Source organism: Arthrobacter sp. MDB1-55, from assembly GCF_059092925.1.
Genome location: NZ_JBNHID010000001.1, coordinates 881,745 through 902,296, shown reverse-complemented (window position 1 = coordinate 902,296; position 20,552 = coordinate 881,745). Strand labels below are relative to the sequence as shown.

At 63.5% G+C, this 20,552-nt stretch carries 22 protein-coding genes; 10 read left to right on the top strand and 12 right to left on the bottom strand.

What is annotated here, in order from left to right; genetic code table 11:
• Positions 1 to 42: 42 nt before the first annotated feature.
• Entirely contained in the window at positions 43 to 990 is a 948-nt protein-coding gene (locus AC5RU3_RS04325) for a hypothetical protein (protein ID WP_493964929.1), read from the top strand.
• A 7-nt stretch (positions 991 to 997) separates the two neighbouring features.
• Positions 998 to 1,690, top strand: a complete 693-nt coding sequence (locus AC5RU3_RS04320; RefSeq protein ID WP_493964928.1) for a class F sortase — start codon at positions 998 to 1,000, stop codon at positions 1,688 to 1,690.
• Between the two features lie 12 nt (positions 1,691 to 1,702).
• Here the strand turns inward: AC5RU3_RS04320 and AC5RU3_RS04315 are convergent, their stop codons facing one another.
• Positions 1,703 to 2,065, bottom strand: coding sequence for a hypothetical protein (locus AC5RU3_RS04315; protein ID WP_493964927.1), 363 nt, complete (start codon positions 2,063 to 2,065; stop codon positions 1,703 to 1,705).
• 19 nt (positions 2,066 to 2,084) lie between these two features.
• Positions 2,085 to 2,960, bottom strand: coding sequence for a YsnF/AvaK domain-containing protein (locus AC5RU3_RS04310; RefSeq protein WP_309072021.1), 876 nt, complete (start codon positions 2,958 to 2,960; stop codon positions 2,085 to 2,087).
• 269 nt (positions 2,961 to 3,229) lie between these two features.
• On the opposite strand from AC5RU3_RS04310, the gene AC5RU3_RS04305 reads away from it, so the two are divergent.
• A complete protein-coding gene (locus AC5RU3_RS04305; protein WP_309072022.1) occupies positions 3,230 to 3,490 on the top strand; it encodes a hypothetical protein in 261 nt (86 codons plus the stop codon).
• 91 nt (positions 3,491 to 3,581) lie between these two features.
• A complete protein-coding gene (locus AC5RU3_RS04300) occupies positions 3,582 to 3,965 on the top strand; it encodes an N-acetyltransferase (protein WP_309123836.1) in 384 nt (127 codons plus the stop codon).
• Positions 3,966 to 4,034: 69 nt separating this feature from the next.
• On the opposite strand, the gene AC5RU3_RS04295 is transcribed toward AC5RU3_RS04300, so the two are convergent.
• Together AC5RU3_RS04295 and AC5RU3_RS04290 are read right to left on the bottom strand one after the other, a co-directional pair.
• On the bottom strand, positions 4,035 to 6,248 hold the full coding sequence (locus AC5RU3_RS04295) for an ATP-dependent DNA helicase RecG (RefSeq protein ID WP_493964926.1): 2,214 nt from the start codon (positions 6,246 to 6,248) through the stop codon (positions 4,035 to 4,037).
• Between the two features lie 87 nt (positions 6,249 to 6,335).
• On the bottom strand, positions 6,336 to 7,133 hold the full coding sequence (locus AC5RU3_RS04290; RefSeq protein WP_493964925.1) for a GAF and ANTAR domain-containing protein: 798 nt from the start codon (positions 7,131 to 7,133) through the stop codon (positions 6,336 to 6,338).
• A 195-nt stretch (positions 7,134 to 7,328) separates the two neighbouring features.
• Between AC5RU3_RS04290 and AC5RU3_RS04285 the strand changes: the two genes are divergently transcribed.
• Positions 7,329 to 7,790, top strand: coding sequence for a MarR family winged helix-turn-helix transcriptional regulator (locus AC5RU3_RS04285; RefSeq protein WP_493964924.1), 462 nt, complete (start codon positions 7,329 to 7,331; stop codon positions 7,788 to 7,790).
• A 22-nt stretch (positions 7,791 to 7,812) separates the two neighbouring features.
• On the opposite strand, the gene AC5RU3_RS04280 is transcribed toward AC5RU3_RS04285, so the two are convergent.
• The 4 genes from AC5RU3_RS04280 to AC5RU3_RS04265 all read right to left on the bottom strand — a co-directional run bounded on the left by AC5RU3_RS04280 (position 7,813) and on the right by AC5RU3_RS04265 (position 11,827).
• Complete coding sequence (locus AC5RU3_RS04280) at positions 7,813 to 9,015, bottom strand: MFS transporter (protein WP_493964923.1); 1,203 nt, start codon at positions 9,013 to 9,015, stop codon at positions 7,813 to 7,815.
• 88 nt (positions 9,016 to 9,103) lie between these two features.
• Positions 9,104 to 10,078 (bottom strand): DAK2 domain-containing protein, encoded by a 975-nt coding sequence (locus AC5RU3_RS04275; RefSeq protein WP_309072029.1) that lies wholly within the window; start codon positions 10,076 to 10,078, stop codon positions 9,104 to 9,106.
• Between the two features lie 22 nt (positions 10,079 to 10,100).
• Positions 10,101 to 11,105 carry a thiamine-phosphate kinase gene (thiL, locus tag AC5RU3_RS04270; RefSeq protein ID WP_493964922.1) on the bottom strand — a complete coding sequence of 335 codons (1,005 nt, stop codon included), beginning with the start codon at positions 11,103 to 11,105 and terminating at the stop codon, positions 10,101 to 10,103.
• 74 nt (positions 11,106 to 11,179) lie between these two features.
• A complete protein-coding gene (locus AC5RU3_RS04265) occupies positions 11,180 to 11,827 on the bottom strand; it encodes a DedA family protein (protein WP_375164395.1) in 648 nt (215 codons plus the stop codon).
• Positions 11,828 to 11,954: 127 nt separating this feature from the next.
• Here AC5RU3_RS04265 and AC5RU3_RS04260 point away from each other — a divergent pair, with 127 nt between their 5' ends.
• The 5 genes from AC5RU3_RS04260 (at position 11,955) to AC5RU3_RS04240 (ending at position 16,600) form a co-directional block, all read left to right on the top strand.
• Positions 11,955 to 13,205 carry an MFS transporter gene (locus AC5RU3_RS04260; RefSeq protein ID WP_309072773.1) on the top strand — a complete coding sequence of 417 codons (1,251 nt, stop codon included), beginning with the start codon at positions 11,955 to 11,957 and terminating at the stop codon, positions 13,203 to 13,205.
• A gap of 42 nt (positions 13,206 to 13,247) precedes the next feature.
• Positions 13,248 to 13,562, top strand: coding sequence for an MmcQ/YjbR family DNA-binding protein (locus tag AC5RU3_RS04255; protein ID WP_493964921.1), 315 nt, complete (start codon positions 13,248 to 13,250; stop codon positions 13,560 to 13,562).
• A 115-nt stretch (positions 13,563 to 13,677) separates the two neighbouring features.
• Positions 13,678 to 14,175, top strand: a complete 498-nt coding sequence (locus AC5RU3_RS04250; protein ID WP_309123839.1) for a DUF3515 family protein — start codon at positions 13,678 to 13,680, stop codon at positions 14,173 to 14,175.
• Between the two features lie 36 nt (positions 14,176 to 14,211).
• Complete coding sequence (locus AC5RU3_RS04245) at positions 14,212 to 15,135, top strand: aldose-1-epimerase (protein WP_493964920.1); 924 nt, start codon at positions 14,212 to 14,214, stop codon at positions 15,133 to 15,135.
• Between the two features lie 13 nt (positions 15,136 to 15,148).
• Complete coding sequence (locus AC5RU3_RS04240; protein ID WP_493964919.1) at positions 15,149 to 16,600, top strand: insulinase family protein; 1,452 nt, start codon at positions 15,149 to 15,151, stop codon at positions 16,598 to 16,600.
• A 13-nt stretch (positions 16,601 to 16,613) separates the two neighbouring features.
• Here the strand turns inward: AC5RU3_RS04240 and AC5RU3_RS04235 are convergent, their stop codons facing one another.
• Genes AC5RU3_RS04235 through AC5RU3_RS04220 form a run of 4 tightly spaced genes read right to left on the bottom strand, consistent with a single transcriptional unit; the run spans position 16,614 to position 20,536 of the window.
• A complete protein-coding gene (locus tag AC5RU3_RS04235) occupies positions 16,614 to 17,606 on the bottom strand; it encodes a LacI family DNA-binding transcriptional regulator (RefSeq protein WP_493964918.1) in 993 nt (330 codons plus the stop codon).
• 19 nt (positions 17,607 to 17,625) lie between these two features.
• Positions 17,626 to 18,768: a D-alanine--D-alanine ligase family protein gene (locus AC5RU3_RS04230; protein WP_493965143.1), complete on the bottom strand. Its 1,143-nt coding sequence runs from the start codon at positions 18,766 to 18,768 to the stop codon at positions 17,626 to 17,628.
• Positions 18,756 to 19,781: an NAD(P)H-dependent glycerol-3-phosphate dehydrogenase gene (locus AC5RU3_RS04225; protein WP_309123843.1), complete on the bottom strand. Its 1,026-nt coding sequence runs from the start codon at positions 19,779 to 19,781 to the stop codon at positions 18,756 to 18,758. The genes AC5RU3_RS04230 and AC5RU3_RS04225 overlap by 13 nt, the downstream gene beginning before the upstream one ends.
• Entirely contained in the window at positions 19,778 to 20,536 is a 759-nt protein-coding gene (locus AC5RU3_RS04220) for a lysophospholipid acyltransferase family protein (protein WP_309071812.1), read from the bottom strand. The genes AC5RU3_RS04225 and AC5RU3_RS04220 overlap by 4 nt, the downstream gene beginning before the upstream one ends.
• Between the last annotated feature and the right edge of the window lie 16 nt (positions 20,537 to 20,552).

Sequence of the window (20,552 nt, the reverse complement as noted above, 5' to 3'; positions counted from 1 at the left end):
GCTCAAGGGGGACTTGGGGGCTTTCCACGAAAGACATCACATATGAATACTCGCTCCTGCCTGCTTACCGTAGGTGTCTCAGCACTTCTCGCAACGGGCACGGTACTCACCGCTGCACCTGCTTCGGCCGCGCCAGGTTCGGCTGAGTGCGTCGCTGCGCAGGCTGCCCTGAACACCCAGCTGGGCGTCGCTTCCGTCGATATCACGCTGGCCAATCAGCTTCGCGATGCCATCAACGCGTTCGATTCAATCGACGCACAGCTCTATCCGCTGTACGCCGAGGCAGACCTCGCAGTCGCTGACGAGGTGGCTGCACTCGACGACGCGGAATTCACGGCCTTCAAGGCAGCCGAGGCAGCGGAAGCGGCGGCCGCACTCCTGACCGCGGCCGCCGGCGCGGAAGCCAAGGCCCTTGCAGAGCTCGATGCAGCTGAAGCGGCCGTACTGGCCGTTCCCGCAGGCGACACAGTGGCGCTGGCAGAAGCCGAGGCCGCGCGCGATGAGGCGCAGGGCCGGTACGACGCCGCCGTGAAGGTGGCCGCCGACGCCAAGAGCGCATCCGATGCAGCCGCGGCTGAGTTCGCTGCAGCCGCCGAGAAGTACGAGGCAGCAGATCAGGCCTACCTTGCTGCAGCCGAGGTAGCCTATGGAACTCCGCAGATCCTCGCCCTGGAAGCGCAGTTTGAGGCGACGATCGAGTCGTTCGACGACGCCTACATCAAGCTCGGGCTCACTGAGGGCGCTGATCCGGAACAACTCCTGGCTCTGGCCGACGCAGCAGTTGCCGCGTGCTCCGCTCCCGTCGCGAACAAGCCTGCCGTTACGGTGTCTGCCCCCCAGCAGCGTGGCCTGAACATCCAGACCGCAGCTTATGACGCCGGTGCTTCTGATCCTGCGAACCTCGCGCTTCTTGCGGGGCTGGCCGGGTCGGGTGCGGCAGCAGTTTCCGGCGCCGTCGTCGTACGCCGCCGCCGGAACGCTCGGGCATAGCGGGTTCATGCCTGTTCCCCAGCACGACGCTGCCCCGGCGCCCCGACCGCGTGCGCGGTTGTGGGCGGCGGGTGCTGCTGTGCTCGCGGCGCTTGTCGCTGCCACTGCAATCAGCGGGGTGATGGCACCCGCGGCACCTCCCGGGGAAGCGGCCCCCGTCCCGACGGCATCCGTCAGTGCATCCGCAGAACCATCACCAGGTCCAGCGCCTGCAACCAGGGCCGCCCAGCCTTCAACCAATGCCGCCCAGCCGGGAGCCAGGGCAGCTGCTCCGCAGCGGCTCATCATGGACTCCGCCGGCATCGACGTGACGGTGCTGCCATTGACTCCTTCGGCAGCTGACGAAGCCTCGCAGTCCCTCGTTCCGCCGTTCACTCTGGACGGCTACTGGCTGACAATCTTCGGCATGCCGGGACGGGGTTCCACGGACACCACCTACATCACAGGGCACAGCTGGGAGGACCGGGAGGCTCCGTTCAATCGGCTCAGCACTGATGCAGAAGTCGGAGACGACGTAGTGCTGCACACCTCGTCCGGCGTACAGCACTACGTGGTCGACTCAATCACAACCCATGACAAAGACACCCTGAAGGACAGCGACATCTGGGACATTGCCCCGAACCGCCTCGTCCTCATCAGTTGCTACACGGAAGACCCTTGGGGGAAGAACGTGGTCGTGACCGCGAACCCGAAAACCTAGCCCTCGTCGGCCCTAGGAAGACCCATGCCCGCGCTTCTCCCGCTTCGCGTGATGAAGCAGATACGGCTCAGGGTCGCTTGATGCTGCCGGAGAGGTCTCCATCCAGGCTCTGAAACCTGAGGGGTTTTGGAGCTCGAGCTCATCAAGGTACATCCGCCGCTTTTCGGCAAGGTCTTCGAGCTCGGATGCTGTTCTTGCGCTGATGACGGCCAGGAAGCTGATCCGCCATGCCCGGCATAGCTGCGCGGAGTTGAGGTCATGCACCTTGTCGTGGAGGTCCACGCGATCAAGCGAGGGCTGGGCGCCCGGGACAGAACGACCCGGGCGCCCAGCACCTGTCCACTTGAGTACGCGGCGAAGCCAGCTTTCTTTCATCGCTGGATGCCGCCTCCGATCAGAGCCCGCGGCGTGTGTCGTCCGAGCCGTCGGTGTCGATCTGCTCCTTGCGAACTTCCTCACTGACAGTGTGCTCGTCGGTGACGGTTTCCTTGTCGAGTCGCACGCGCTCGACGGGCACTGCCTCCTTTTCAACTACTGGCCGTTCCTCGTGAAGAGTCACTTCGTGCTCTTCCTCGCTGATGGCCGGACCATCGTAGGCGGCGTCGCGGTTGGCGTCCGTGATCGGCTCCCGCTCGACCCGCACTTCCTCGCGCTGGACGGGGACCGTCTTGGTGACGTTTTCTGTCACCACGTACTTGCGCAGGCGGGCGCGGCCGGTTTCCACGTTCTCGGTGCCGACGTGCAACCGCTCCTCGGAGCGGGTCATGGCGTCATCCGTCGTAGGGCCGGACGTGTCATGTCCGACGGTGCGGTCGCCGCGGTCAGCGTCATAGGGATCGCGGTCGACATCGCCAACTCCGCTAACACCCGACGTGGTTTCGCGCATGTCGTCCGACCCTGTGGTCGTTCCGGCATAGGTGCCGCGTTCGCTGGCGTCGTTCTCGCCACCGGGACGGCTCAGTGCATAGTGGCGATACAGGTCGTCTTCTTCTGCCTCGCTCAGGTTCTGGTCGGGATCAACCTTCGGGGCGTCCTTGACCTGATCCTTGGTGTAGGCGATACGCACGTCATCGCCGTCCATTGACGCGCCCTGCAGCGGCGCGAATGATTCGGACGTGCCAAAGAGCCCAGTCCGCACGGTTACCCAGCTCGGCTCTCCCGTGTGGTCGTCCACGTAGACCTGGCCCGCGGATCCAACCTTGTTGCCGTCCTGATCAATAACGTTGCCATTGCCGTCAAGGATGCGGTCGATGTGTTCCTGCGTGATCATGGTATCTCCTTGAGATTGATTGCAGAGGACTTCTTCCGAAGTATCCGGTTGCACAAGGGTAGGCATATGCAACGCAAAATTGGAAGCATGCTTACTAGTTTTTTCCCTAAGTTCATCCTGCTGCCCCGGTGAACCGCTCTTGGTGAATCTGGTGGGCGGTGAATGGGCTTTGCCCACCTCAGGGTTGCCACCGGACAGGAGCGGACTAGACTGTCAGCAGGGTTCAGCAGCGAGCCACAACAGGAACTACTTGTGGGAGTGCCACCACCATGCACGCTCAATCTCGCTCGGCCGTCGAGCCGTATCAGCTATCGAACTACTCCTTCTCCGTCGACTTTCCGGGACCTGCCGAGAACGACGACGCATTCCCCACCGATTTGTCCTCCGAATCAGAGTGCAGCCTCATTCAGTTGTGCGACACCCTTTTCCTGGAACTTGACTCAGAGATACCCGACCTGCGGGCCAGGGAGCGCTACGAGTCCGTGTGCGACGAGCTCACGCTCCGCCGGATCCACACGGGGGTTGCCTGACAAAGAAACTTTGTCAGCCTACTGATTGTCGCTATAGTTGTTTGTACGGTTCAGCAGCGAGCCTCACCAGCCTTAAGACGTGGGAGTTCACATGGACCTGCGCTACCCAGACGCCTCTTCGACCAACCTGCGCACCGCCGTGCGGGACAACATGAAGCTGAGCCGCTTCGAGTTGTATGTCGACGGAGAGAACGTCGGACACCTTCAATATGAATCACGGCAGGGCCAGATCTGGCTGCTGCACACGAACATCGAGCAGCGCTTCAAGCGCGCCCGACTGGATAACTACTTCATCGGGAATGTACTAGAGAACCTGCATCGGAGGCGGCTCGCGGTAATGCCGTTCTGCCCGGCCGTGCGTGGTTACCTCGGGGGCCATCCCGAATGGACCACCCTGATTCCGGCGTCCGAAAGGTCACGCTTCCGCCTGACGCCGGCTACAAAAGCACGGAAAACGACGTCGCGCGCTTCCTGAGGCCGCGAACGGCGGTGACTTGCCAACGACGGTGACTTGCCAACGACGGTGACTTGCCAACGACGGTAACTAGCTGCGTTCGAGGAACGCTTCCTTCTCCGCGTTCAGGTAGAGGTCAAGGGCCTCTACGAGCTCCGGGTGATCGGCGAGCGTTGGATCCGCATCGACAAGTCCCTGCGCGTCCTTTCGCGCTTTCTCAATCACCTCAGCATGCTGGATGACCTTGAGGAAACGCAGCGCAGACCTGCCTCCGGACTGGGAAGCACCCAGGATGTCGCCTTCCCTGCGCAGTTCGAGATCCTTCTGGGATAGCTCGAAGCCGTCCGTCGTAGCTGCTACTGCGTCCAGCCTCTCCCGGCTGGGGTGCTCAGGTTCAAGCTGTGTTACAAGCAGGCAGGTGCCGGGATGTCCACCTCGTCCGATGCGCCCCCGAAGCTGGTGAAGCTGTGAGATGCCGAACCGGTCGGCGTCCATGATCACCATGAGTGTCGCGTTCGGCACGTCGACGCCGACTTCGATGACGGTCGTCGAAACCAGGAGACTGATGGACCCGTCGTTGAATCCGCCCATGGTCGCTGCCTTCTCCGACGGGTCCAGCCGCCCGTGCAGCAGCCCCTTGTTTACCCCGGCCAGGGCGGGAACCTCGGAAAGCGACTCAAAAAGCTCCAGCACCGACGTCAGTTCCTGCCGGTTCGCCGGCGGCCCCTCGTACAACTCGAGCGCGTCCGCGCTGTCCGCTTCCATCTGGGAATCGCCGATCTTGGGGCACACCACATACACCTGACGGCCCGCGTCGATCTCCTCCCGCGCTCGCGCCCACGCACGGTCAATCCAGCGTGGGTTCTCGGACAACCCAACGACGTGCGTGGCAATGGGTGCGCGGCCGGCCGGCAGTTCGGTGAGGGTTGAGACGTCCAAATCACCGAAAACAGTCATTGCGACCGTCCTGGGTATCGGCGTGGCGGTCATGACCAGCATGTGCGGTGCAGCGGCTGCTTTGGCGCGCAGTGCGTCCCGTTGCTCCACGCCGAACCGGTGCTGCTCATCCACCACGATCAGGCCCAGATCAAAGAACTGGACGTTCTCGGACAACAATGCGTGCGTGCCGATCACGATCCCGGCATCGCCGGACGCGGCCGCGAGCAGTGCCTCCCGCCTCTGCGCCATGGACATGGAGCCGGTCAGCAGCGCCGCCCGGGTGCCGTCCACCGCACCGCCCAGCATGCCCCCTTCAGCGAGCGGGCCCAGTGTGCGCCTGATCGACTGGTAGTGCTGTGCGGCCAATACTTCTGTCGGCGCGAGGAGTGCCGCCTGCCCCCCGGAATCGATCACCTGGAGCATTGCCCTCAGGGCTACGAGCGTCTTACCCGATCCCACCTCACCCTGCAGCAGGCGGTTCATGGGATGGGCGGCCGCCAGGTCAGCCTCCAACTGTTCCCCGATGTCGCGTTGCCCGGCGGTCAGTGAGAAGGGAAGCGAAGCATCGAACTGGTCACGAAGTCCGCCCTGGCGATGCGGACGCGAGGTCGCTTCTTCGGCGAGGGCCTCTGCCCGGCGCCGCGCCAGTGCAGTCTGCAGAACGAGCGCTTCCTGGTAGCGGAAGCGGTGCTGCGCACGGTACGCGTCCTCAACCTCGTGCGGACGATGGATCATCTCGTAGGCCTGCGTGATGTTCATCAGGCGGTCCCTGCCGGCGATATGCGACGGAACTGGATCGTTCAGCTGGGAATGCGCGAGGCTGTCGAGGAGCTGATAGACACACGTCTTGATGGTTGCGCTGCTGATCTGTTCGGACGCCGGATAAACAGGCACCGGCCGCAGATGTTCTTCCACCCCGCCTTCCCCCTCATCGAGGAGCGAATAACGGGGATTGGTGAGGGTGAGCTGACCTCGGTAGCTGCCTGTCTTGCCGGAGAAAACAGCCCGGGTTCCGGGTGTCAACTGCCTCTCGGCGTTATAGCCGTTGAAGAAGGTGAGGTGCATGGTTCCCATGCGACCGGCGTCGTCGTCGGTAACCACCACATCCAGCAGCTTGCCTTTACGAGTGCGCATCCGCCGGGAGTTCGCGGACTGGACGCGGGCAATCAGGGTCACTTCCTCGCCGAGGGGCAGCTCTGCCAGCCCAGTCAGTTCCCCCGGGGCAAGGTAGGTCCGGGGGAAGTAGTTCAGAAGTTGACCGACGCTGGAGATACCCAGGCTCTCTTCCAGCTGCTTCTGCAGCTTGGGGCTGAGCATCTTCAGGTTCAGGGGTAAGTCCAGCTCGGCCGGGCGCCTGTTCTCCATCTACCTTCCCTGCATACTTTCCTCCTGCGGGCGGCAGGAACCTACATGAGGACAGTGCGAGCTTAGCCGAGGCGCCTGACGATTCTGCTAACCATCGAAGTGGGTCGCCGGTGAAGATCCCGATACCCTTTGAACGATCTCCGAAGCAATGACCCGCAATTTCACATTGCGCGCGCTGGAGGCGCGCTGGAGGATCTCGAACGCCTCCTGCTGCGAACAGCGGTTCTGAGCCATCACAATACCCACTGCTACGTCGATGTCGGTTCGTGACTCCATTGCACGGCTGCGGTTAGCGGCCTCCTCGCTGTAGTGAGCCATCCGCAGTGCCAACTGAAGCCCCTTCGAGGCTTGCTGCGCATAGGACTCGGCAAAGCCCACTTCCTTCTCGCCGAAGGAGCCCGTGCGGTAGGAGTACAGGTTCATGGCTGCCTGTGCGTCCGCCCCGATGGTGAAGGGTGCTGAGAGAATGGAACGAAGGCCGTGCTGCGAGACGGCTTCGGAATAATCGGGCCACCGATTGTCGCTCCGGAAGTCTTCAACCACGATGGTGCGCCGCTCACGGGCAGCGGTGAGGCACGGACCTTCCCTGTAGGCGTACTGTAGTTCGTCCATTGCCTTGGCCGTCTTGGAGTTGTATGCCACCGTTGCAGCACGGCGACGGCGCAGCAGCGTGATACCGCAAAGGATGTCCTCCCCGTTGAAGCTGACGCTCCGGGCCGAAAGCACGGAGAGCTCGTTAAGGAATTCCTGGATGTCCGCGGCGGACAAAATCAGGTCCTGCATTTCGTCCAGCACGGAGGACTGCGCGCTCGCATCGCGCTGCGCTTCGTCCAGATGGGCCGCGGAGTACTCCTCATCAGCCTCGAAGGAGACCGTTTCGCCCACGACTCCACCCTCTCAATTGTTCAAAGCTCAAGTTTCATCGCATAGGATACTTCACTAAGCGCACTTGGGACCGATCGACGGAACTTTCACCGTTCGGCGGTCGGCGCCGCCGGTGCCGTACCACCGGGTTTTGAGTTCGAGCGTGCAGCACTATGCCGGTGCTCGCGTCTTTCGGGGTTAGAAGGTTAATGAGGCATGGACACTTCACACTGGTCAACCAGCCGTCTGCTGAGCACAGCGGCCAGGCTGAATGAGAACCGGGACAATGAACGCCTGCGCAGTATCGGCGTTACGCATTCCGGCGTGACGATCCTGAAGGTGCTTGCCACCGCGGGTTCCATGAGCCAGGTAAAACTGGCCCAGATCGTTCGGGTGCAGGCCCAGACGGTCGGTAAGGCACTTGAGCGGCTGGAGGCGCGGAACCTGGTCGAGCGTTCCAAGAGCAAAGCTGACCGGCGCGTGACTTTCGTCTCCCTCACACCGGCGGGACTGGCCATCCTCGACCAGGTCCAGCAGGGTGAAGGCGTGCCGCTCGGAGGCGAGGGGTACGTGGAGAAAGACCTGCGGGCCGCCCTCATCGGCGTGATCAACGCCACCCGTGACAATCTGCTGGCCAGCGGGATCGCTCCTGAGCCGGAGCTCGCTGCGTCCGCCTAGCGGATTCTTCAGGGGCCGGCGCCTAGCCGACCCTGATCAGACGGTCCCGTCCTGCCAGCAAGCCGAATCCGGCAAGCACTGCCATGATTGCGGCTGTGCCCATGAGGGGCAGGGTCCAGTCGCCGCTGAGGTCGCGCAAGGCACCAAACACCACCGGTCCAGCCGCTCCCAGCCCGTAACCGACGGACTGTGCCATGCCCGAAAGCGAGGCAGCCTGCGCGTAATTGACGGTGCGGAGGCTGAACAGTGACAGCGCGATCACAATCAGGCTCCCGCAACCCACCGCACCCAGCAGTACCCACAAGAGCGTGAGGTCCGGCGCGACCGCCAACCCGAGGAATGTCACGAAAGTCAGCGAACTGCTGGCGAAGGAGACAAGGCGTTGGTCTGGCCCACGATGCAGGATTCCTCCGGTCGCGAGGCTTGCGAAGACGCTGACCAGCAGGAACACCGACAGGTGCAATCCCGCTGTCGTCGCGGATACTCCGCGGCTCTGCTCAATGGTGGGCAACCATGCCATGAGGACGTAGAACGCGATCGACTGCAGTCCCATGAACAGGGTGACCTGCCAGCCCAACGCAGAGCCCCAGGGTGACCGATAGGCAGCCGTAGGAGAATCGGCACGCGCCGTCGCGGACCCGTGGCGGCGAAGCCACGGCCACAGGACTGCCATCGCAATCAGTGCCAGCCCTACCCACATGCCCAGAGCGAGCCGCCATCCTGCCGGTGAGGCGTCCGCCACCGGAACGACGACGGCGGCACCTATCGCTGCGATCGCTGCCTGCGTGGCGGTATAACTACCTGTCACCTGGCTGACCCTGGTTGGAAAGTCCCGCTTCACGAGGGATGGCACAAGCACGTTGAGGAGCGCGATAGCCAGGCCGATCAAAGCAGTACCAGCCCAGATGAAGCCCACTACGGGCAACGACCGAAGCACTATCCCCATCGCCAGAATCAGAAGTGACACCCAAAGCGCCCGGTCAAGCCCGAGCCGCGCGGCGAAGCGCGGGCCTACGGGTGAAAAGACGGCGAATGCGATGAGCGGGAGGCCCGTGAGGAAGCCGGCTGCGGCGCTGGACAGCCCGAGATCACCGCTGATGTTCGCGAGAACCGGTCCCACGCTGACGAAGGAGACGCGGAGGTTGACGGTGATCAGCAGGACGCCGATGAATGCGAACCCGAACCGGGCGGTCCGTTCCGGAGTAGTCCGGGTGGGAGCGGGCATAATGCGTTCCTTCGTCCTGAGAGATGTGGGGGCTTGTGTCCCCTGACGCGAACAGGCGCGGGTGTCGCGCATCCGGAGGGCGCCGCGCCTAGGACCCGTAGCGCTCCTGGCCGCCGATGTCTGCGGCTTCCTGAGGCAGAACGGCCCCAGCGCCGGCCAGTTGGGTGATGGCGATATGGCTGGGCTGGCCGGCTTCCTCGATGAACTTCAGCGCCAGCGCGGCTTCGGGCACGTGGACGTGAACGCGCCACCGGTAGCCATCCTCGACCTCTGTCACAGCGCTCATGATGACGGAATCGCCGACCTCATCCAGGTGCAGCCGCAACGTCGCGGCATCCAGAGGGCTCAGATTGATGGTGCACATGACCTCGACGCCCTCGGCAGGCATGCCGTTATGGATATGCGGCGCCTGTACGTCATACCCGTGCAGTCCGTCGAGCAGCTCATCCTGGAGCTCCTCGCCCAGGGACGCTGCGCGCAGCGCGTCCAGGATGAGCAGGAACCCCACTCCCCCGGCGTCAACCACCTGCGCTTCGGTCAGCGCTCCAAGCTGGCTCTCGGTGTTGATGACTGCTTCGAGGGCGGATTCCACGGCACCCTGAAGTGTCATGGCAAGGGCATGGTTGCTGTCATCCCCCTGGTTTGCCTGGTCCACCGTTGCTGCTCCCCCTGCAGCTGCCTCAAGGACGGACAGCATGGTTCCAGGCACAGGATCGCTCAGCGCGGACCAACTGCGGATCTGGGCCCGGTTGAGCGCGGTCGCAAGGAGCGGGCCGGACAGGCGGGCAACGCCGTGCAGGGGCTCCGCGATGGCGGACAGGAAAACAGCGAAAAGCGTGCCGGAGTTTCCCCTGGCATCTTCCATGGCCGCTTGGCCGGCGCTTCTCAGGAGTTCGCCGAGGTCATGGGTGTCCACGTCCGCAACAGCCTGTGCAGCTGCCCGTACCGTCAGGTAGAGGTTGGTGCCGGTGTCGCCATCGGCCACGGGAAAGATATTGATTGCATTCAGGCGGTCGCTGTGATTGCCGAGGGATTCTTCAGCTTTGCTCAACCATCGCTTCATCGCAGTCGCGTTTGCGGTGATTTTAGTCTGCAAAGTGATCCCATCCCACGTTGGCTGGAGACTGTGACCCGACGGTCACTTCGGCAGGCCCGGCCTCTACCGAGCCTACCGCAGTGAACCCCGCCAAAGGCATAACGTTTGGGTTAACGGTGGCAAGGAGGCCATGGTCTTCTCCCCCACTGAGCACCCATCCAACTGGATCTGCGCCGAGCAGGGAACCCGCAGCGCCGAGCGGTTCAGCAAGCAATGTCAGGGCCGCCGGATTGAAGTCAATCCGCACTGAGCTGGCGTGAGCGAGGCGCTGTGCGTCCCTGACCAGACCGTCTGAAACATCCAGCATCGCAGTGGCCCCGCGCGCAGCAGCGATAGGCCCCGCGTGCAGCGGCGGCCGCGGCCTGCACTGCAGAGCAATCAACGCCCGAAGCTCCTCGTCGAGCGAACCGTAGTCATGGCCGGACTCCAGCAGCGCCAACCCTGCCGCTGCGCAGCCCGCCGTTCCGGCCAGCACGACGACGTCTCCGGGCTGTGCGCCCGAACGCAGCACAGCGCTGTGACCGTCCAGTGATCCGGTGACGGCGGCCGTGACCGAAATCTCGGTTCCGCGCCCGAGGTCACCGCCGACGACGCGGCACGTCTCGGCGCCGAGTTCACCGATTGCGGAGGTAAGTCCCTCCGCAAGATCTTCGACCCACACAACTTCTGTGCTTCCGGGAAGGGTCAGACTGACAGCGAGAGAGGTGGCGCGTCCGCCCATGGCGTTGATATCGCTGAGGTTCTGCGCAGCAGCCTTCCACCCGACGTCGAATCCCGTGGTCCGATAACCGTTTGCCCACTGCAGCCGGAAATCCATGTCCTGAACCTGGGTATCAATGGAAACAAGCACTCTGGCGTCCGGCGCTGCCACCAACGCAGCATCATCACCGGGACCCAAGAGGATGCCGGGGGGATAGTCGAAGCTGCCCCGCAGACGGGGCAGAATGCGCTCAAGCAGGGCAGATTCGCTCAACTGGGCAACGGTAAGAGGCATGATTCCACCGTACTTGGCGCCCTGGACATTTCGGCGACGCCTGTGAATAGCGCCCTCCAGCTGGGAGGGGAGCTTCAACGGCGGCCGGCGCGCCGTCGTCGTACGCGGCGGAGGACCAGCCAGCCGACCAATGCCGCCAACACCGCGTAGATGACGATGTCGAAGTACTGGGAATACTGGTCGACCAGGTGGTACTGGGTTCCCAGGAAGTACCCCAGTGCAATGAGGAGAACGTTCCAGACCAGACTTCCCGCGATTGTGAAAAGACTGAATGTGCCCATCGGCATGTGTTCTGCTCCTGCCGGCAGCGAAATCAGACTTCGGACGCCGGGGATCAGACGCCCGAAGAACACCGCCGAGCGCCCATGACGTTCAAACCAGCGTGCAGCGCGTTCGAAGTCCTCACGATCGACCAACGGCAGCTTGGAGAGACCGCGCACCACCCTCTCCTCACCGAGCTTCGCTCCGAGCAGATACAGGAGAACAGCGCCCGCGTAGCTCCCGAGAGTGGCCAGGGCAAGCACGAGCATCGCATTCATGGCGCCCTGCTGGGACAGGAACCCAGCCAGCGGCAGCACCACTTCACTCGGGATGGGTGGAAAGACCGTCTCGAGGAGTACCAGGAACCCGACGCCGATCTCGCCGAGGGCACTCATCACGTCGGTGATGAGTCCGGTCAGTCCGGATTGCTCCTGGGCACCACCGGCGATACCAGCCTCCATGTGACGTACTCCCCTGCGGATAGGTGGCAGGCACCCATGGTACCGAGCATGGCCGATGGTCAACTGGCTGCACAACAACCACCGCAACCCCTTGAGTTCTCCCAATCACTGTGGGACCGTTTCACACATGGCAGGCGATGCGCTGGAGGTCAACAATCAGACCAGGATGCCTCTCGGTGCGCCCTACTGGAACCTATGGACAGCGTCGGGGCTCTCCAATCTCGCCGACGGGGTCTTCAAGATCGCGCTGCCCCTGCTCGCTATTCAGTTCACGCAGTCCCCCACTCTCATTGCGGGCTTGTCCTTCGTCGCCACGCTTCCCTGGCTGCTTTTCACGTTGACAGCCGGTGCTCTGGCGGACAGGTTGGATCGGCGCCGGCTCATGCTCACCGCCAACACCGCAAGGGCTGTCCTGCCTGCGTTGCTGGTGGCGGTGATCCTCTTTGATCTGGGCTCGATCTGGGTTTTATACGTCACCGCACTGCTGGTCGGCGTGGCCGAGACGCTCTACGACACGTCAGCGCAGTCGATCATGCCCCAGGTGGTGCACCGCGACCAGCTCTCCCGCGCCAACGGCCGGCTGTACGCCGTCGAACTGACCACCAACCAATTCATCGGCCCGCCCCTGGGCGGGTTCCTCGTTGCAGCGGGTGTCATCGGAGGTTTCCTGGTGCCAGCCGCCCTGTGGCTCGCTGCCGTGGGCGCTCTCTTCCTGGTGCGAGGGAACTTTCGTATCGAGCGCGAGCAGAAGACGACGCTCCGCCACGATATCGCCGAGGGGTTGAGGTATCTCTACAACCAGAAGATCCTGCGAACGCTTGCCGTCATGACAGGAACCTTCAACTTCGCATCGAGCGCCGCGTTCGCACTTTTCGTCCTGTTCGCGGTCGGGCCGGCGTCGGCCATGCAACTGTCCGAGGTAGGCTTCGGGATACTCCTGACAACTTCAGCACTCGGCGCATTCCTTGGATCCTTCATAGCCGAATGGGCCGAACGCCTGCTGGGCCGGTCAAAATCCCTGGCCCTGACGATTCTGGGTGGCTCGTTCTTCGTCGGAGCTCCTGCTCTTACCGACAATCCCTACATCCTCGGGTTCGTATTCTTCGTGGGCGGCGCTCTGGTGATGCTCTGGAATGTCATCACCGTCTCCCTGAGGCAGCGCATCACGCCGGATCGCCTGCTGGGACGGGTCAATAGCGCCTACCGGCTGCTCGCGTGGGGCACTATGCCGCTGGGCGCCGCAGCGGGAGGCCTCATCGCCCAGGTGGCGGGGCTGCAGGCGATGTTCGGCATCATGGGTGTGCTGACGCTAGCGCTGCTGGCCCTCATGCCGATCCTCAGCGACAAGGCGATCGACGCCGCGGACATCGAAGCGTAGGAATCCCGGACCTCCGTCCGGGCCCCGAGGGGAAGGCAAGGAATGGTAACTGAAGCTGATGTCCGGCACATCTGTCTGTCGTTACCCGGGGTAATGGAGCGGCCAAGTTGGGGTCAGCCTGCCTGGTTCGCCAAAACCTTGATGGCCCGCATCTGGGAACCGGGCGTGCTCACGGTGAAGACCAGCGAGCGGGAGGCACTCGCCGGCGCGCACCCTGCAATCTACTTCTGGACACCGCACCACGAGAGATCTCCGCAACTGGTCCTTGTCCGGCTCACCCGGATCGAGCGTGACGAGCTCAGGGAATTGCTTGAGGAATCGTTCCTCCTCGCCGGTGGCCGAGTCAGAGAGGAGTAGGTGTGGAACGGCTCGGGCCGGGCGGATGAACCGCTCGGCCTGGGTGGAACGGGACGCCTTTCGCGGCAGTCCCGGGCGGGTAGGACCGCTGTTTCCTCCCGCTAGGCTTGTCTTTATGCCAACACATTCGCGTCACTTCGTGCGTGCCTCCAGCGCCGGCGCCCTGCTCGTGGTGTCGCTGAGTGCCTGTTCCCCCATTGTTGACGTCGATGCGGCTCCCGATGCGGCCAACCCCGCCTGCGCCGAGGTGATGATCGCCCTTCCGGACCAGGTGGCCGGTAACGAGCTGAGGGAAACCAACAGTCAGGGCACAGCCGCCTGGGGCGACCCTTCGCAGGTTGTCCTTCGGTGCGGAATAGAGGTTCCGGGGCCCACCACGGACGCCTGTGCCTCCGTGAACGACGTCGACTGGATCATCCAGGAGTCCACAGAAACCGATATCTGGACGGCCAGGACCTACGGCCGCAATCCCGCCGTCGAGGTACTCTTCGATCCCAATCAGGTGGCGTCCAGCACGGTTCTCGTCGATCTAGGCGGCGCCGCCTCGCGGGTTGAGCAGACGGAGCAGTGCCTGAGCCTCAACGACACGGTGGAGTTGCCGGAGGAAGGCTGACACCGCCGTCGTTGTGACGTTCTACACTTGGGCTCGATGAAAACCACAGATTCCACGCCACTGTCCGGTACCCAGTACACCCTCCAGCACGGCGCCTACACAGCCTCGATTGCCAGCATCGGAGCCACCCTGCGGTACCTCCGCCACAACGACCGGGACCTCGTGGTTCCCTACGATGCTGAAGAGATCCGGCCCTCCTTCCGCGGCGCCGTGCTGGTGCCCTGGCCCAACCGCGTGGTCGACGGAAAATATTCGTTCAACGGCCTATCGCACCAACTGGCACTGACGGAGCCGCAGCGGTCCCACGCGATCCACGGCCTGCTCGGCTGGGTTGACTGGACCCTGGCGGATCAGTCGACGGCTTCGGTGCGGCTGACGGCTTCGGTTATCCCGCAGAAGGGCTACCCATTCCGGCTGGAAGTCGAGGTTCTCTACACCCTCGACGACGACGGCCTCACCACAACCATCTCCGCTGTCAACACAGGCGGCTCGGCCGCGCCGTACGGTGCGTCCGCGCACCCTTACCTGGTTGCCGGCGTCGGGCTCGTGGACGACTGGACCCTGCAGGTTCCCGCGTCCTCGGTTCTCCAGGTCACCGAGGACCGACTGATCCCAACGGAACTCACCGGCGTCACGTCGTCGCACTTTGATTTCCGCGAGCCGCATGTCATCGGCGACACCTTCGTTGACCACGCCTACACGGACATCAATTACGACGACGGTGCTGCCACCGTCTCAGTGCTGGCCGCGGACGGCCGCGGGGCGGCCATCACCTTCGACGAGTCGTGTGCCTGGGTGCAGATCCATACGGCGGACAAGCCTGACCCTTCCGTGTCCCGACTCGGTCTTGCCGCCGAACCCATGACCTGTCCTCCGGACGCTTTCAACTCCGGGTCAGATCTGATCGTGTTGGAGCCGGGTGACACCCACTCGGTCAGCTGGCGTCTCCACGCCCTTTAGGCCTGCCTTCGCTATGACGCTCAATACAGACGTGGTCGATGGCGTCCCGGTGTTTTGGCTTGACCTGCCGGGGCCGCTGGCGGCAGAACTGATCTTCCGGGCAGGTGTCCGGGATGAGACTTTCATGACCGCCGGCATCACCCATCTGGCGGAGCACCTCATCATGGCACAGGCGTCCGACGGTCGTGACGCCACAAACGCCATGGTCGAACCCTCCATGACAACCTTCAGCACGTCCGGGAGACCGGAGACCGTGGTCGCTTTCCTGTCTGCCCTGTGCGCCGCGATCAGCTCGCCGTCTTTCGAACGGCTCCCCGTGGAGAAGAAGGTACTGGAAGCGGAAGGCGGCTCGGTCGTGAACTTGGCAGTTTCCCGGCATCTGCGCCGGAGATTCGGTGTGCGATCGCTGGGCCTTACGGACGTCGCGCCCCATGGGCTGCGGTTAATTGACGAGGAAGCAGTTCGCAACCATATCCGCACCTATTTCACGCAACAGAACGCCGTGCTCGTCCTGAGCGGCCCGCCGCCGCAGGACTTACGTCTCCCGCTGCCATCAGGAGAACCCCGTACCCCGGCCCCAGCACCTCGTGTGGACCTGCCTTACCCGATGTGGTTTGAGCAGGACGGACCGCAGCTTAGCTTGTCCTTCGAGCTGCCTGTCCTGTCGGATGTAGAAACCGAAGGGGTTTTCCTTCTCTCCTCCCTCATCCGTCGAACGGTGATTCATGAACTGCGGCATTCAAGGGGCTGGATCTACGAGGTTGACATTGAGCCTGTCCTGGATATCGATGGCAGGGGCATCCTGTGCGTGCTGACGGATCCGCCGGCTCACCATGTCGACGATGTGCTGGCCGGCCTTCTCCGAATCCTCCGATCCATGAGTGAACGGGGTCCTTCGACTCTCGACATCGAAGACAGCGTTCGCGAACTGCAGGAGTATCTCGATGACCCCGGCAACGCCATGGATGAGGCAATTGCCGCAGCCCGCAACCACCTGATGAACTACCCTGCGCTGACTGCAATCGAGAAGATGGAACTGGTCCATCGAGTCGCGCCGGAGACGTGCAAGCGTGTTCTAACACTGCTTGAGGAGACCCTCGTGGTCGGCATGCCGGAAGGCTGTTTCCCGGTCGATGAAAGCCTCGTTGCTGAGCATGCTCGCCACTATCCTGCCATCAGGGGTGAACGGTTTCGACGAGGCCTGCGCGGAGCGGTCACCGGAGTTCCTGCCCGCGCGCAACTGGTAGTCGGTGACGCCGGGGTGAGCTTCAGCGATGGTGTGTACTGCTCGATCCTCTGGAATGACGTTGAGGTCCTGGAGGAGTTGGAGCCCGGTCTGATCACCTTGACCTCATCTACGGGACTGTCCATCGACCTGAGCGCCACATGGTTCAGCCAAGGCAGTCGGGCCATCCAGATGATTCGAGAGAAGGTTCCGACCGCGAAAGTCATCCGGGCGGAATGAAGTGGGTCTTTCGTCAGGCGCCTTGAACAGGCCCGGTGGATCCGCGCACCAGGAACTCGGGTCGGAATGAGACCGACGCAGGGCTGTCGTCGTTCATCACCGCTTCGATTGCCGCTGCCACGATCGATGACTCATCCCAGCCGAAGGTGGTGAGCGCAGGGCTCACCAGCGGGGCCAACTCGCTGTCATCGAAGCCGAGTATGGAGACGTCCCCGGGAATGGACAGGGCAAGAGACCGGGCCGCCCGGTAGGCGCCGAAGGCCAGGGAATCGCTCAGGCACAGCAGCGCCGTCGGACGCGGTGAACCTGTGAGGAGAACGGTGGCAGCTTCCGCGGCTCCCGACACCGACGACGTCGATGCCGCGACCGCGACGCTCAAGCCCATCTCCTCGCCCAGCCTTTCGACCAGGAGCTGCGCGGGACGTCCCGGCGTGGACGGCAGCGACGGGGCGAGCAGACCCACCGACCGATGCCCCAGCCCCTCGAGGTGACGCAGGGCGGCGCCGATCCCGAACTCGTTATCGAACAGGACGGTCCGGGCAACCGGACGGTGGAGCAGCGCGTCCCCCACCGACACCAGCCGGATACGTTCCGGAACGTCCGCCCAGTATCCGGCAGAAGGATCGACAGGAAGCACTATCGCGGCGTCCACCCTACGCATGGCAAGCGTACGCAGTGCTTTCTGCTCGCGTTCGGGAGAAGTGTCCACGTTCGCAATCGCAGAGAACATGCCGCGGTTGTGTAAGGCCTCGGACAGCATGACCGCCAGGCCCTGCCGCCAAAGATCCCCCAATGGACCAATGATTGCGACATTGCTGCTTCGTCCGCCGGCGAGGGCCCGGGCAACGGGGTCCGCAGTCCAACCCATCTCGCGAGCTATTGCCTGTACCCGGGCAACCGTCTTTTCTGATCCCCGCAGTCCGCGCAAGGCATAGGACGTGGCGGCTTTCGAGAGGCCCGCCGCAAGGGCGATGTCCCGGAGGGTAGGCCGTTTCGGCTCGTTCATCAGCCGGTTCCTGCCGCTTCTAGCGCAGGCCTGTCCTGCGTTCGAGCGCCAACTCAATCAGCTCATCGATCAGCTCCGTGTAGGTGAGCCCGGATTTGGCCCACATCTGGGGGTACATGCTGATGGGCGTGAATCCCGGCATCGTGTTGATTTCGTTGATGATGAGTTCACCGGCGGGCGTATAGAAGAAATCGACGCGTGAAAGCCCTTCCGTGCCAAGGGCGTCGAAGGCGCGGGCGGCGAGTTCGCGGACACGGTCCGTCACGTTCGGCGGGAGGTCGGCCGGGCAGCTCAGCTCAGCTGCGGAACCATCAACGTACTTGGCCTCGAAGTCGTACCACTCATGTTCGCCGGGCTGTACAGCGATCTCACCGGGCAGGCTGGTCCTCGGCTCATCCATTCCGCGGCCCTGCAGGACTGCAACTTCGATTTCGCGTCCGACGATTCCTGCCTCAACGATCACCTTCGGGTCGAACGCGCGTGCCGTCTCGACGGCGCCCTCCAGTTCCTCCGGTGTGGTGGCACGCGAGATACCCATGGAGGATCCCGCACGGGCAGGCTTGACGAAGACGGGGAAGCCGAGTTGTGAGGCGCGCTCAAGGCATGCGGAGCGGTTGCGTGTCCAGTCGCGGTCGGTGAACACTTCGTAGGGCCCGACCGAGAGCCCGGCGGAAGCGAACACCACTTTCATGTAGTGCTTGTCCATCCCGACGGCGGACGCCAGAACGCCGGCTCCGACGTAACGCACGTCCGCCATTTCAAGCATGCCCTGCAGGGTGCCGTCCTCACCGAAGGGCCCATGCAGGAGCGGCAGCACCACGTCGACTGCTCCGAGGCTGCGCGGCATCTGCTCCGATGCCGTGACAACGAGTTCCTGCGCAGCTCCGCCGTCGGACGCAGTTGCAAGCACCACCGACTCGGGCGACACAGGCACTTCGGGGAGCACCGTCGACCGCAGCGACCACTGGGCCGGGTCGGACGAGACCAGAGACCACTGGCCGTTCTTCGCTATGCCGACCGGAACGATGTCGTACTTGTTGCGGTCGATTGCGTCCAGCACACCGGCGGCAGTTACGCAGCTGACGGCATGTTCACTCGAACGCCCGCCGAAAAGCACGAGAACACGGGGCTTCGAAGATGAGGTCACAGTTAGCCTTCGGATTTCAGTTCGCGGGCCAGCAGTCGCGGGCCGAGGTCATGTACGGACAGGTTTCCCTGAAGTACGGCAACAACACTATCCGTAATCGGCATGTAGACATTGAGTTGGCGCGCCAGGTCAAGCACCGCCTGGGCTGACTTGATGCCCTCGGCCGTCTGGTTCATGTGCGCCGTCACCTCATCGAGCGTGAGCCCCTGTCCAAGCAGCCTGCCCGCTGTGTGGTTGCGCGAGAGCGACGAGGAACACGTGGCAATCAGGTCGCCCATACCGGCAAGGCCCGACATCGTTTCCGGTTCACCGCCCAGCGCGACAGCAAGACGAGTGGTCTCAGTCAGCCCGCGCGTGATGACGGATGCCTTGGTGTTGTCACCCATCTGCTTTCCCTCGCAGATACCCACAGCGAGAGCAATCACGTTCTTCACGATGCCGCCGATCTCCACACCCACCACATCGGTATTGGTGTAGGGGCGGAAGTACGTTGCCGTACACGTAGCGGCGATCCAGGTTGCCACCTCGGCATCCGGGCATGCCACCACCGACGCGGTGGGCTCACAACGCGCTATCTCCATCGCGAGGTTCGGACCGGAAACAACCGCGATGCGGTCCTGAGGCAGGCCGAGTTCCTCGGCGAGCACCTGGCTCATGCGGGCGTCGGTTCCGACCTCAAGTCCCTTCATGAGGGAGACGACCACGGCGTCGGGCGAAATCAGCGGCTTCCAGGCCGACAGCTGGGACCGCAGGGACTGGGCGGGAACGGCGATGACGACCAGCTCAACCCCGTCGAGGACGTCCGCGACGTCGATGGAGCATCGAATGTTATCCGGCAGCACTGTGTCGCCGAGATATCGGCTATTCGTATGGCTGGTGTTGATCTCGCGGGCAATTTCCTCGCGTCGTGCCCACAGGCGGACCTGGGTACCGTGGCGTTCCCCTGCGTCCGCGAGCACCTTCGCGAAGGTCGTCCCCCAACTGCCTGACCCAAGGACAGCGACGGCGGCGGGAGGCCGACGCGTCACTGAACCTCACCCGTGGAGGACCCGAAGTTCCTGCCCGTGGTCTTCTGGTTCCGTGCCGCCGGATCCCAGCGCTCTGCCGGCGGCGTCTCACCGCGCAGCTCCGCGACAAGCCCGGTCAGCGCGTCCATGATGCGGTTGGTTGCCGCCTCCAGTGTGGTGCGGGTGACGGGACCGCCCTGGAGATCCGACAGGTCGACGGGCTTTCCGACGAGTACACGTGAAGTCTTGCGCGGGAACAGGTACAACCGCTTCGCATACCGGGGGAAGACCTCCTGGGCGCCCCAGTGCGCAATGGGCACCACCGGTGCACCGGTTTGCAGGGCCAGGCGTGCTGCCCCGGTGCGGCCTTTCATGGGCCACATGTCCGGATCCCTGGTCAGGGTGCCTTCGGGGTAGATAATGATTCCCCCGCCACCCTCAATGGCTTCCCTGGCGACCTCCAGTGAGTGGTTCGCTCCCGCCGTCGTGCGTTCCACCGGCACCTGCAGGGTGGTTCGCAGAACCGCACCCACCACCGGGATCCTGAACAGGGACGCCTTCGCAAGGAAGTGCGGCAGGACCTTGTTGTTGTAGAGGAAGTGTCCAATCACGATCGGGTCGATTTCCGTGACGTGGTTGGGGCACACGATGAAACCGGTATCGCGGGGAAGGTTCTCAGCGCCCTTCCACTCCTTGGCCATCATGGCATTCATGAGCGGTCGCAGGATGGTGGCGAGAACCGCGAACGTTGCGCGGGACGATGCTGGTTCGGTCATGCCGGCGTGCGACCGC